The sequence below is a fragment of the Planomonospora corallina genome, assembly GCF_042650625.1.
GTDB classification, from domain to species: domain Bacteria; phylum Actinomycetota; class Actinomycetes; order Streptosporangiales; family Streptosporangiaceae; genus Planomonospora_B; species Planomonospora_B corallina.
Map to the genome: position 1 here is coordinate 323,521 of NZ_JBHSBM010000016.1, position 12,455 is coordinate 335,975.

11 protein-coding genes are annotated in these 12,455 nt (G+C 73.6%); 7 read left to right on the forward strand and 4 right to left on the reverse strand.

Annotated features, from left to right (window positions below):
- Positions 1–55: 55 nt before the first annotated feature.
- Both ACFOWE_RS12655 and ACFOWE_RS12660 read right to left on the reverse strand, forming a co-directional pair.
- Positions 56–343, reverse strand: a complete 288-nt coding sequence (locus ACFOWE_RS12655) for a ferredoxin (protein WP_377287470.1) — start codon at positions 341–343, stop codon at positions 56–58.
- Positions 340–1,560: a Rieske 2Fe-2S domain-containing protein gene (locus ACFOWE_RS12660; protein ID WP_377287471.1), complete on the reverse strand. Its 1,221-nt coding sequence runs from the start codon at positions 1,558–1,560 to the stop codon at positions 340–342. Before ACFOWE_RS12660 ends, ACFOWE_RS12655 begins: the two co-directional genes overlap by 4 nt.
- 176 nt (positions 1,561–1,736) lie before the next feature.
- Between ACFOWE_RS12660 and hsaA the strand changes: the two genes are divergently transcribed.
- From hsaA to ACFOWE_RS12680, 4 genes are all read left to right on the forward strand, one after another.
- Positions 1,737–2,903 carry a 3-hydroxy-9,10-secoandrosta-1,3,5(10)-triene-9,17-dione monooxygenase oxygenase subunit gene (gene hsaA, locus ACFOWE_RS12665; protein ID WP_377287472.1) on the forward strand — a complete coding sequence of 389 codons (1,167 nt, stop codon included), beginning with the start codon at positions 1,737–1,739 and terminating at the stop codon, positions 2,901–2,903.
- A 139-nt stretch (positions 2,904–3,042) separates the two neighbouring features.
- On the forward strand, positions 3,043–3,687 hold the full coding sequence (locus ACFOWE_RS12670) for a TetR family transcriptional regulator (protein WP_377287473.1): 645 nt from the start codon (positions 3,043–3,045) through the stop codon (positions 3,685–3,687).
- Positions 3,684–4,460, forward strand: coding sequence for an SDR family oxidoreductase (locus ACFOWE_RS12675; RefSeq protein ID WP_377287474.1), 777 nt, complete (start codon positions 3,684–3,686; stop codon positions 4,458–4,460). Before ACFOWE_RS12670 ends, ACFOWE_RS12675 begins: the two co-directional genes overlap by 4 nt.
- A 146-nt stretch (positions 4,461–4,606) precedes the next feature.
- The gene (locus tag ACFOWE_RS12680; RefSeq protein WP_377287475.1) at positions 4,607–5,512 is read left to right on the forward strand and encodes an SDR family NAD(P)-dependent oxidoreductase; all 906 of its coding nucleotides are present in this window, start codon (positions 4,607–4,609) and stop codon (positions 5,510–5,512) included.
- A gap of 4 nt (positions 5,513–5,516) precedes the next feature.
- Here ACFOWE_RS12680 and ACFOWE_RS12685 read toward each other — a convergent pair whose 3' ends face one another.
- Positions 5,517–7,037 carry an alpha/beta hydrolase gene (locus ACFOWE_RS12685; protein ID WP_377287476.1) on the reverse strand — a complete coding sequence of 507 codons (1,521 nt, stop codon included), beginning with the start codon at positions 7,035–7,037 and terminating at the stop codon, positions 5,517–5,519.
- A 332-nt stretch (positions 7,038–7,369) separates the two neighbouring features.
- Here ACFOWE_RS12685 and ACFOWE_RS12690 point away from each other — a divergent pair, with 332 nt between their 5' ends.
- The gene (locus tag ACFOWE_RS12690) at positions 7,370–8,761 is read left to right on the forward strand and encodes an MFS transporter (RefSeq protein ID WP_377287477.1); all 1,392 of its coding nucleotides are present in this window, start codon (positions 7,370–7,372) and stop codon (positions 8,759–8,761) included.
- Between the two features lie 119 nt (positions 8,762–8,880).
- Here ACFOWE_RS12690 and ACFOWE_RS12695 read toward each other — a convergent pair whose 3' ends face one another.
- The gene (locus ACFOWE_RS12695; RefSeq protein ID WP_377287478.1) at positions 8,881–9,804 is read right to left on the reverse strand and encodes a 3-oxoacyl-ACP reductase; all 924 of its coding nucleotides are present in this window, start codon (positions 9,802–9,804) and stop codon (positions 8,881–8,883) included.
- Positions 9,805–10,178: 374 nt separating this feature from the next.
- Here ACFOWE_RS12695 and ACFOWE_RS12700 point away from each other — a divergent pair, with 374 nt between their 5' ends.
- The gene (locus tag ACFOWE_RS12700) at positions 10,179–10,577 is read left to right on the forward strand and encodes a VOC family protein (RefSeq protein WP_377287479.1); all 399 of its coding nucleotides are present in this window, start codon (positions 10,179–10,181) and stop codon (positions 10,575–10,577) included.
- Positions 10,578–11,013: 436 nt separating this feature from the next.
- On the forward strand, positions 11,014–12,243 hold the full coding sequence (locus ACFOWE_RS12705; RefSeq protein WP_377287576.1) for a serine hydrolase domain-containing protein: 1,230 nt from the start codon (positions 11,014–11,016) through the stop codon (positions 12,241–12,243).
- Positions 12,244–12,455: the final 212 nt, after the last annotated feature.

Consider the following 12,455-nt stretch of genomic DNA (forward strand, 5'->3'; position numbering starts at 1 on the left):
GCGGCCCGGCGTGCGGGCCGCGGCCCTGTCCGGGGCACCGGGGCCGGTCGGCCGGTCACGGTCCGTCCTCGCCGTCGTCCGGGACGGGGAGCTCGCCGTCCAGCGCCGCCTGGACGATCGAGGCGCGCAGCGCCTCGCAGGCGGCGAAGCAGCCGCCGTTCGGGCCGCTGACCGGGGCGGCGGCCCGCCGCTCCAGGCAGGCCGCCATGGCCTCGGCGCTCCACTGGACGCTGGTCTGGTGCCAGCTGGCCTTGCGCGCCTGGACGCCTGCGCCGCACGTGCGGCAGCGCACCGGGCGCATCGGCTCGCCGTCCAGCAGGCGTTCGTCGGGACGGACGGTCATGCGGTCCCGCCCGGGGAGACAGCGCCCGGGGAGACACCGCCCGTGGAGGCTCCATCCGGAGCGGTCCCGCCCGAGGCCGCCGCGGCCCGGCGGGCGAGGTTCTCCTCGACCTCCTTCCGCCAGGCCTCGACCGGCCGGGTGGTGTCCAGCTCGAACTCGAAGCGCTCCACCATCTCCGGCCCGACGTCGGCCACGTCGACGTAGAACTGCTCGTACCAGCGGCGCAGCTGGTAGACGGGCCCGTCCTCCTCGCACAGCAGCGGGTTGTCGATGCGGGTCTTGTTCTTCCAGATCCGCACGTCCTGCTCGAATCCCTTGAGGATGAAGTCGCTCAGCCGCGCGGCCATCTCCTCGGCCCCGTCGGGCCCGAGTCGCTCGTTGCGCTCCACGATGATGCCGGAGTGCAGGGCGAAGGAGTTCGCGTCGATGGGGTAGTGGCAGTTGATCAGGACGCAGTTGAGGTCCATGCCCTCGTAGTGGTAGGTCAGGTCGTCGATCATGAAGGACGGCCCGTGGTACGTCGCCACCGAGGTGTTGCCGAGCATGCCCGGCTGGCCCTTCCTCGACGGCGGGCGGGCGTCCGGCCGGCTCAGGCCCTTCATGATCTGGGTGGCGGTGTGCCCCTCGAAGATGTTCTTGAAGTACGTCGGGAACGAGTAGTGCACGTAGAAGAAGTGCGCCATGTCGACGACGTTGTCCACGACCTCGCGGCAGTTGGTGTGCACGACGGTCTCGTTCCAGCGCCAGTCGGTCCACCCGTCGCTCGTCGCCCCCTCGATGCGGGGGATCGCGACCTCGGCCGGGGGCGGGTTGCCCTCCGGGTCGTTCCAGACGAACAGCAGGTGGTCCTGCTCCAGCGTGGTCCACGCGGCGGTGCGGGCGCGGAGCGGGACGCGGCGCGCGTAGGGGATCTTCTTGCAGCGGCCGTCGCCGCCCCAGCGCCAGTCGTGGAACGGGCAGGCGATCTCGTCGCCCTTGACCGTGCCCTGCGACAGGTCGCCGCCCATGTGCCGGCAGTAGGCGTCGAGCACGTTCAGCCTGCCGTCACTGCTCTGGAAGACCACGAGTTTCGAGCCGAAGGCGTGGACGGTGTGCGGCCTGCCGTCCTTGAACTTCCCGGCCAGGCCCAGGCAGTGCCATCCCCGGGCGAAGCGTGTGGGAACGGCGCCGGTCTCGATGGCGCGGATGCCGTCCTGCCCGGTCTCGATCGTCGTCACGCTGACCCAGTCCCTTCACCGGCGCATGTCCTCTATGCCGGAACGGTAGAGCGGCGGGCCCGCCGGAGGGCCGGGGAGTCCCGGTGGCCGGGATGCCCGAGCCTGGCGGTGACGCGGGCGGCGGACCATCATGGTCAGCACCCGCCGGCACGAGTGGACACGGGAGAGCGCCGAACATGAGCAACGAGGTCCTGGAGAAGGTGCGCCCGCTGCTGCCCGGCATCGCCGGCCGCGCCCCGGCCGCCGACGAGGACCGGAGGATCCCGGCGGAGACGGTCGCCGAGCTCGCCGGCGCCGGGGTCTTCCGCATGCTGCAGCCCAAGCGGTACGGCGGGGCGGAGAGCGACCCGGTGGAGTTCTACGAGGTCGTCCGGGAGGTCTCCGGGGTCTGCGGCTCCACCGGCTGGGTCGCCGCCCTGCTGGGCGTGCACCAGTGGCAGGTCGGCATGTTCGCCGAGGCCGCGCAGGACGAGGTCTGGGGGAGCGACCCGGGCACGCTGGTCTCCTCCTCGTACGCGCCGATGGGGCGGCTCACCCCGGTGGAGGGCGGTTACGAGATGTCCGGCCGGTGGAGCTTCTCCTCCGGCTGCGACCACGCCTCGTGGGCCGTGCTGGGCGCGGTACTGGTCGGCGCGGAGGGACGGCCGGTCGACTTCCTGAGCGTTCTGGTCCCGCGCGCCGACTACCGGATCGAGGACGTCTGGGACGTGATCGGCCTGCGCGGCACCGGGAGCAACGACATCGTCGTCGAGCGGGCCTTCGTCCCGGAGCACCGCGTGATGCGCAACTACGAGCAGTCCCGGCTGCGCGGCCCGGGCCAGAAGGTGAACACCGGCCCGCTGTACCGCATGCCGTTCGCGACGCTGTTCACCTCCGCGATCACCGCGCCGGTGATCGGCATGGCGGAGGGCTGCCACCGCGCCTACCTGGCCGCGATGCGCGACCGGGTACGGCTCAGCCTCGGCGGCGGCCGGTTCGCCGAGGACCAGTTCGCCCAGGTCGCGGTGGCGCGGGCCGCCTCGGAGATCGACGCCGCGGTCCTGCAGACGGACCGGAACGTGCGCGAGGTGTACGGGCACGCCGTCCGGGGCGGGGCGATCCCGATGGAGCTGCGGCTGCGCGTCCGCCGGGACCAGGTCCGCGGGACCGAGCGGGCGCTGGAGGCGATCGACATCCTGTTCAAGACCGCCGGGGGCAACTCGCTGCGGCGCGGCAACCCGGTCGAGCGCGCCTGGCGCGACGCGCACGCCGGCAGCGTGCACGTGGCCAACGACGTCGAGCGGGCCCTGGCGCTCTACGGCAGGAGCGAGTTCGGCCTGCGCGTCGAGGACGACCTCATCTGACGGCCGGGCGCGGCCCGCGGGCGAGGCGCCGGGACGGCCCGTCCCGGACGTCCCACTCACCGGTATCGGCGTTTGGCGGACCCGTACGAACCGGTGTGTATTGTCATTCCCGCACCGCAGACACCTTCCGGGGGACACCGTGCCGAGGATCGCCGAAGCCAGGCCGCCGGCCGAGCCCAGCTCACCCGAGCAGCACGCCCGGCAGTCGCGCATTCTCCGCGCCGCCGCCCGCATGGGCGCCGAGAAGGGTCTCGAGCGCGTGCAGATGCACGAGGTCGCGAAGGCCGCCGGCGTCGCGATCGGCACGCTGTACCGGTACTTCCCCTCCAAGACGCACCTGTTCACCGCCGTCATGGCCGAGCTGATCGACCGGTTCGACGAGAGCCTCCCGGAGCCCCGGCCCGGCACCGGCCCCGAGGACGCGGTCGGCGACGTGCTGGTGAGCGCCAGCCGGCAACTGCTCGGCAAGCCCGCGCTGGCGACCGCGATGCTCCAGTCGGCGAACGCGGCCAGCGCCACCGCGGCCGCCGACGCCGTCCGCATCGACACCACCTTCCACGGCATCATCCTGCGGGTCCTCGGCATCGACGAGCCCACCGACCAGGACGTCACCCTGGTCCGGCTCCTGCTGCAGTGCTGGTACGGCGTGCTGCAGTCCAGCCTCAACGGGCGCTCCTCCCTCGCGGGCACCGAGGACGACATCCGGCTCGCCTGCCGCCTGCTGCTCGCCCCCCGCTCGAACGCCGCCCGGCACGGGCGGGACCGACAGGAGCGACGGACATGACACGCACGATCGCGGTGAGCGGGACGGCCTCCGGGATCGGCCGGGCGCTGGCGGACCTGCTGCGCGCCCAGGGCGACGAGGTGATCGGGATCGACCTGCGGGACGCCGAGGTCCGCGCCGACCTCGCGGTCCCCGAAGGGCGGGCGGCGGCGGTGGAGGCGGTGCTCGACCGGTCGGGCGGCGTGCTCGACGGCGTCGTCGCCTGCGCGGGCGTCTCCACGTTCACCCCGGCGACGGTCCGGGTGAACTACTTCGGGGCGGTCGCGCTCCTGGAGGGCCTGCGCCCGGCGCTCGCCCGGGCCGAGCGGCCGCGTGCCGCGGTGGTCGGCTCCATCAGCGGCACGCAGCCGGTGGACGCCGAGGTGGTGGCGGCCTGCCTGCGCGGGGACGAGCGGGCCGCGCTCGACCTGGCGGGCGAGGCCGTCGAACGGGGCGCCGGCGTGCGGCTCTACCCGTCGTCGAAGGCCGCGCTGGCGCAATGGTTGCGCCGCGGCGCGGTCACGCCCGAGTGGGCGGGCGCGGGCATCCCGCTCAACGCGATCGCCCCGGGGGTCGTGCGCACCGCGATGACCGAGCCGCTCTTCGCCGATCCGGCGATGGTCAGGGTCATGGAGGAGGCGGTGCCGATGCCCCTGCACGGGCCCGCGGGTCCCGAGGCGGTCGCCGAGGCGCTGCGCTGGATCACCGGCCCGGCCAACACCCACATCACCGGACAGGTCGTCTACCTCGACGGCGGCGCGGAGGCCGTCCTGCGCGGCCCCGGGCTGTTCTGACGGCGAGGACGCGCGAGGACGCGCGAGGGCGCGCGAGGACGCGCGAGGGAACGCCCCGCCGCGGTTCCCGGCCCGGCCTCCGGGGCGGAGCGGAGTGCGCGACCCTCACCTGGAGGGGGCCTTCGTGTTCTCTTACACTTCCGGCCATGGAGAGCATGGTGGGGGACCGGCCGGCCGCCGCCCCGACGGCGGTGGTGACGGGCGGCAACCGGGGCATCGGATACGCCGTCGCCGCACGGCTGCTGGCGCACGGGTGCGACGTGGTGCTGGTCGCGCGGGACAGGGAGCGGGGGGAGATCGCCCGCACGTCGCTGGCCGCCTCCGGCACGGGGACGGTCCGCCTCGTCGTGGGCGACCTGTCCACCGTCAAGACGGCGCGCACGACCGCCGAGACGCTCCGCGAGGAGTGCGGCCGCATCGACGTCCTGGTCCACAACGCCGGCCTGTGGCCCAGCCAGTGCACGGCCGGAGAGGACGGGCTGGAGCGGTCGTTCGTCGTCAACCACCTCGCGCCGTTCCTGCTCAACCACGGGCTGGAGCCGCTGCTGACCGCCTCCCGGGCCCGGGTCGTCCAGGTCAGCGCCGGGCTCTACCTGAGGGGGCAGGCCGACCCGGAGCGCACCCCCTACGGCCTGGACTTCCACCCGGTGCGCACCTACGCCGACACCAAGCTCTGCAACCTGCTGCTGGTGCCGCGCTTCGCCGAGCGCTGGAAGGACGCGGGGGTGACCGTCAACGCCGTGCACCCCGGGGTCATCCGCACCGGTCTGGGCGACCGGCGCGGGCCGCTGGGATGGCTGATCAAGGCCGCGAAACTGCTCTGGAAGAGCCCGGCCACCGGCGCCAGGCCCGTCGCCAGGCTGGCCCTGTCGGAGGAGGTCGCCGGCGTGACGGGACGCTACTTCCACCTGGAGCGGGAGCAGCCGCTCGCCCCGGTCGCCACCGACGCCGCGCTCGCCGAGCGGTTCTGGGACCAGGCGCTGGAGCTGACCGGCGTCACCGCGGCACCGCCCCCGGTCCGCGGTGACGCCGGTGATCCGCCGGCGGCGTGAGGGCTCAGGAACCGCAGCGCGTGCCCTTGGCGGGGACCTTCCCCTCGAGCAGGTAGGCGTCGGCGACCTTCGTCGTGCAGGCATTGACCCCGTAGGCGCCGTGTCCCTCGCCCTCGGACGTCACCAGCACGGCCGTCCTGAGCTGCTTGGTCAGCTTCGGTCCCCACGCGTACGGCGTGGCCGGGTCACCGGTCGTGGCGACCACCACGATCGGGGCCGAGCCGGTGGCGTCGACCTTCTTGGCGGTGTCGTCGCCGGCGACCGGCCAGGCCGCGCAGAGGCTGCCCAGGCCCGCGCCGCCGAACAGCGGGGAGATCTTCCGCGCCGCGGCCTCGGTCCTGGCCTGTGCCGCGGCGCTGGGCCGCTCGGCGGTGTCGGCGCAGCTGATGGCCGGGAAGCTGGTCATCATGGTCGAGTAGGTGCCGTCGGCCTTGCGGCCGGCGTAGCCGTCGGCCAGGCCCAGCAGGATCCGGCCGTCGCCCTTGAGCGCCGCGCCCAGGGCCTGCTCCAGCACCGGCCATGCCTGCTGGGCGTAGAGCGCCGCCCCGATGCCGGTGCTCGCCAGTCCCTCGGTGAGCTTCCGCCGGCCGACCTTCAGCGGTTCGGCGTCCAGGCGCTTCAACAGGGTGCGGACCTTCTTGTCGGCCGACTTCCGGTCCGCGCCGAGCACGCACTCGCCGGCGCCCTTGGCGGCGCAGCCGTCGAGGAAGGCCTCGTACGACCGCTGGAACCCCCTCATCTGGTCGAGGGTGCGCTGCCGGAGGGAGAGCGTCGGGTCGAGCGGGGCGTCCAGCAGGAAGCGGCCCACCTTCTCGGGGAACATCGTGGCGTAGACCGCACCCAGATGCGTGCCGTACGACATGCCGAAGTAGTCGAGCCTGTCCTCGCCCAGAGCCTTGCGCAGCCGTTCCAGGTCGTGGGCGGCGTTGACGGTGCCGACGTGCGGCAGGATCTCACCGGAGGTCTTCCGGCAGGCCCGGACGAACTCCGCGGTGGCCCGCCTCAGCCGCGCCCGCTCGGCCCGGGTGTCCGGGGTGGCGTCGGCCGTGTTGTACTCCTCCATCTCCGCGGTCCCGCCGCAGCGGACGCCGGAGCTGCGCTCCACTCCGCGCGGGTCGAAGGAGACCAGGTCGTAGCGGGTGTTCAGCGCGGCGTAGGCCGGAGCGAGCAGGGGCAGGATGTCCACACCGGAACCGCCGGGCCCGCCGAAGTTGAACACCAGCGACCCGAGCCGCTTGCCGGAACCGGTGGCCTTGATGCGGATCAGCGCCAGCTCGATGGTCTTTCCGCCGGGGCCGGCATGGTCGAGGGGGACGGTGAGCGTGCCGCACTCGGTGCCGGGCGGGAGCTTCTGCCCCTCGGCGGGCCGCATGCCGGCACACGACCCCCAGGCGATCGTCCCCTGTCCGGTGGCGCCCGAGCCGGTGCCCGCCGCGGCGGCCGATCCGCCGGCGGCCACCAGGGCCAGCGGCAGGGCGGTGGTGACCGCTGCGATCTTCACAAGGCGCGTGGAAGCTCTTCTCATGATCGAAAGCTCCTGACGGAGGGAGGCGTCCTTACAAGAACGATCTTGTTCCTCTCGTGCGCGCCAGGACAGTCGCCGATATCACCGGACATTTGTGGATCTTGTAGGGGAACCGGATGACAAATGTCATCCGGTCCGGACGCTCCGCAGATCAGCAAGGTCACGGCAGCCGGCCTCGCGGCAACGCCCGCGGAGAGGGACCCGGGGCTAGAATCACCGTCATGACTTGGCGACATTAACCCTGCAGCGGAGGTCGGCGCGGGGCGCGCTGCCGCGGACCGCCGGGAGCACCGAGCTACCGGACGTCCGAATCGCCCCCAGGGAAAGACCTCATGATCCTTGCTTCGCGCACGCCCGGCACGCGTGCGAGGCGGCTGGTCGCCGCCGTTCACGTCTACACGTTCCTCGACGACTTCATCCTGCTCTACCCGGTGTACGCGCTGCTCTTCGCCGACACCGGGCTCTCCGTCGCCGAGATCTCCTCGCTGTTCGTCATCTGGTCGCTGACCGGCATCCTGCTGGAGGTCCCCTCCGGCGTGTGGGCCGACGCGGTCTCCCGGCGGACCCTGCTGATCCTGGCGCCGCTCCCGGCCGCCGCGGGCTTCGCCCTATGGGTCGCCGCCCCCTCCTACTGGGCGTTCGCCCTCGGGTTCGTCCTGTGGGGGGTGCGGGGCGCGCTGGTCTCGGGCGCCTTCGAGGCGCTGGTGTACGAGGAGCTCGACCGCCTCGGTGAGGCCCGCCGGTACGCCGGACTCATCGGCCGCGCCGAGGTGGCGGGCATGTGCGCGGTGGCGCTGGCCACCGCCGCCGCGAGCCCGGTGCTCGCCGCCGGGGGATACCCGGCGCTGGGCGTGGCGAGCGTGCTCGCCTGCCTGCTCTGCGCGGCCGCCGGAGCGGCCTTCCCCGAGCACCGCGCGCGGCGCTCACCGGCCGGACCAGGCGGACCCGCCGGGCTCATCGATCCTGCCGGACCCGCCGCGCCCGCCGTGCCAGGCGGACCCGCCCCCGGAACCGGCCCCGGCGGCGCGGACGGAGCCGAAGGACCTGGCGGACCTGACGGGCCGGACAGATCTGATGGACCGGACGGCCTGCGCGGGTACGCCGCGATCCTCCGCGCCGGGCTCGCCGAGGTCCACCGCGACCGCTCCGTACGGCGTGCGCTCCTGCTCGTCCCCGCCACGGCGGCGATCTGGGGCGCGCTGGAGGAGTACGTCGCCCTGCTCGTCCGGGAGACCGGCGCCGCCGAGCGGAGCGTGCCCCTGTGGGTGCTGCTCGTCTGGGCGGGCGTGACGGCCGGCGGCCTGCTCGCCGGGGCCGGGAGGCGGCTGGGCGGCGGCGCGTTCGCGGGCGTGCTCGGACTCGGCGCGCTCGCCCTGGCCGGCGGGGCGCTGAGCGGACGGCCCGCCGGGCTCGTCGCGGTCGCGGCGGCCTTCTGCGCCTTCCAGCTGGCGAGCCTGGTGGCCGACGCGCGGCTCCAGGAGGCGATCACCGGGCCGAGCCGGGCGACGGTCACCTCCCTGGCGAACCTCGGCACGGATCTGGCGACCGTCGGAGTCTACGGCGCCTACGCCGCCGTCTCCGCGTTCACCGGGCACGGCGCGGTCTTCGCGCTGTTCGCCCTGGCGTACGGGCTCCTCGCCCTCGCCCTGCTGCACGGCACGCGCCGCCGGAGTCCCGGAGGGGCGCGCGGGCGCGTGCCGCGCGGGTGGCGCGCGTCCCGCTGACGGCGGCCCGCCCGGTCCCCGGTCCCGGTCTCCGGCCGACCGGGGACCGGGCGGGGCTTCCGGGGGCCGTTCCCGGCGGATCGGATCCGGGAGTCCCGGAGGCCGGCCCGCCGGGAGGCTCATCCCTGCCGCACGCCCGTGGTGTCGAGCTGCGCCACGCCGTAGGCGGCGAAGGTCTCGTACGGCCCGCGCCCGCTGAAGTACGGCGTGAGCTGCGCGTCGAGCTCCTCGGCGGAGAAGACGCCGTCGGCGGCGGTGAACTTCCGCTCGACCGTCGCCGGGGCCAGGAGCGCGACCATGTCGCCGTAGACGACGAAGACCTGGCCGTTGATCGCGTCCGCGGCGGGGGAGGCGAGGTAGCTCACGAAGGTCGCCACCCGCTCCGGGGCGAGGATGTCCAGACCGCCCTCGGGGGTCTCGCTCTCACCGAACACGGCCGCCGTCATGGCGGTGCGGGCCCGGGGGCAGATCGCGTTGGCGCGCACGCCGTACCGGGACAGGCCCTGGGCGGTGGAGAGGGTCAGCGCGGTGATGCCGGCCTTGGCGGCCGAGTAGTTGGGCTGGCCGGCGGCGCCGAAGAGGAACGCCTCGGAGGAGGTGTTGACCACGCGGCCGTAGACCGGACCGCCGGCGGCCTTGCTCGCCGCCCGCCAGTGCACGGCCGCCGCCCGGGAGAGCGCGGCGTGGCCCTTGAGGTGGACGCGGACGACGTCGTCCCAGTCGGACTCGGTGAGGTTGAACAGCATCTTGTCGCGGAGCACGCCCGCGTTGTTCACCACGATGTCCAGCCCGCCGAAGGTCTCCACGGCGGTCCGCACGAGCCGCTCGCCCATGGACCAGTCGCCGGCGTCGCCGGTCACCGCGACGGCCCCGCGGCCGAGCGCCTCGATCTCGGCGACGACGTCGCGGACACCCGGTCCGACGTCGTTGACGACGACGTCCGCGCCGCGCGCGGCGAGCGCGAGCGCCTCGCTGCGGCCCAGTCCGGCGCCCGCTCCGGTGACGACGGCGGTCCTGCCCTCCAGGCTGATGTTCGCGCTCATGTCCCTGCCTCCTGTCGTGCCGCGGGCTCTGTCACGGTGGAGGAAAGCTAATGCGGACCGCGGCCCCCGCCGGGGACGGAGTCCCGCTGAGTGGGGCGGGGACCTCGTGGCGTCACGTCTCGGCGGCCCGGGCCGGCCGGGCGATCAAGAAGCAGGAGCGCGCCGGAGCGCGGCCGGAGCGCGGCTCCCCGGCCGGAGCCGGGCAGACCCCGGCGCCGCGGATCTCCCGCGCGTCCTCCCTGGCGTTAAGTCCGCGGTTAACGCAGCGTTGCGAGATCCGGCGTTGCCCCGGCCGGGCCGCACCGGCAACCTTGATCGGGACGGATCACCGTATAGAGGGGAAAAGTGGTCAACGATCACATACGAGCAGAAACGTGAACATCGTCGCCTCGACCGTCGTCTTCACCGTCGACGATTCCGCGGGATCCCGCCACTTCTTCACCACCTACCTGGGCTTCCGCGAGGTGCTCGACACCCCGGATCTCACCTGGCTGGGCCGCGACGACGCGGCCGCCGACATCCTGCTGCTCCGACGCGACCCCGAGAGGCCGGGGGAGGGGAGCGCGCAGCCGGTGGTGGCGTTCGCGGTCACGGATCTCGTCGAGGAGCACGCGCGCCTGGGCGCCGAGGGCGCGCCCATCACCGAACGGCTGCGGCGCAGTCCGTGGGGCGAGTGGCTGATGCGCCTCACCGACCCCAACGGCATCGTCGTCGAGCTGACCGAATGGATCGCGCCATGGATCGCGCCCGGCGGCCGTCCCGGCGCTCGCTGACCTCGGGCGTGCCGCGTGTCCCGGTGTCGCGCCCGCGCGTCCCGGTGCCGGCCCGCGCGGGGATCGGCGCTCCGGCGTCCCCTGCACGGCATGCGTTCGCCCGCATCTCATTGCAACGAACGCTCGGATGCCCATTGCATTCGTCCTCATGTTCATTGCAATCTCACCTCCTATCTCTGAGACTGTAGGGGGAACTCTGCTCCAATATGTTGACGAATTATTGAACGCAATGTAGCGTCGCAGATGTTCAGGAATTGCCGAACAAGTCGGGTGTGGCGGAGCCGCGGCGGGAACCCCGTGGCCGAACCGCCCCGTTCCCAATCCCGCCCCCCACTCCCGCCCCCGCCCCCGCCCCCGTGCGCCGCTCGCCGGAACCACGGGCGCCGGGCCGGGGCAGGTCCCACAGGCTCAACGACTACGTGCAAGGAGCTTCATGATGGAAAACGACAGCGGCGGCTTCTCCGCGAACGGGCTGCGCAGACTGCACGACGTGCTGGCACGGCACGTCGACTCGGGGAAGATCCCCGGACTCGTCGCCCTGGTCGGCCGGGACGGCCACACGCACGTCGAGGCACTCGGGACGATGCGCCACGACGGCGGCGCGCCGATGCGCCGGGACACGGTCTTCCGGATGGCCTCCACCTCCAAGCCGGTCGCGGTCGCGGCGGCGATGGTCCTGCTGGACGAGTGCCGCATCCGGCTGGACGACCTGGTCGAGCCGTGGCTGCCCGAACTGGCCGACCGACGCGTGCTGGCGCGCGTCGACGGCCCGCTGGACGACACCGTGCCGGCACGGCGGCCGATCACCGTGCGAGACCTGCTGACCTCCACGTTCGGGCTCGGCATGGACATGACGGCGCTGGGCACCCCGATCATGAACGCGGTCTTCGAGCGGGGACTCACCCCCAACCTGCCGGCGCCGATGCCCGAGCCGGACGAGTGGATGCGCCGCCTGGGCGAGCTGCCGCTGATGCACCAGCCCGGACAGCGCTGGCAGTACCACATCAGCGACGACCTGCTCGGTGTGCTGGTGGCCCGGGTGACCGGCCGGCCGTTCGAGGAGTTCCTGCGCGAGCGCGTCTTCGACCCGCTGGGCATGACCGACACCGCCTTCCACGTGCCCGACGACAAGATCGACCGGCTGCCGACCCTGTACGCGCCCGACCCGCGGACCGGCGAGTTCCTGGTGTGGGACGAGGCCAAGGGCGGGCGGTGGAGCGAGCCTCCGGCGTTCCCGGGTGGCGGCGGCGGGCTGGTGTCCACCGCGGACGACTACCACGCCTACTTCTCGATGCTGCTCAACGGCGGGACGCACCGGGGGAGGCGGATCCTGTCGAGGCCCGCGGTCGAGCTGATGACCACCGACCGGCTCACGCCCGAGCAGAGCGCCGCCCGCAACGCCATGGCCGCCGACGGCGTGCACATCTCGCACGGTCAGGGGCAGCACGGCGGCTGGGGCTTCGGGATGGCGGTGCGCACCCGCCGCGGCGACTACGCGCCCGTCGGCCAGTTCGGCTGGGACGGCGGGACCGGCACCTCGGCCTACGCCGACCCGGTCAACCGGCTCACCGGCATCCTGCTCACCCAGGTCGGGATGTCCACCCCCGACTCGGCGCGGCTCGTCCACGACTTCTGGACCACGCTCTACCAGGCCATCGACGACTAACAGGAGCTACCGGGCCGGCTGTTCGGACAGGCCGGGCCGGCCCGGTAGACGGGGCCGGGCAGCGCGGACCCGCACGCTCCGGGGGCGGACTCCTGGCGGTCGCGCGCCAGGCGGAGCGCGGGCCGGGCCGGACCACTCAGTGGGACTGGAGCCGGTACGGGCCGCGACCGGCTCTAGCCTCCCGCCATGACGTCGGACCCGGCGGCCCCGCC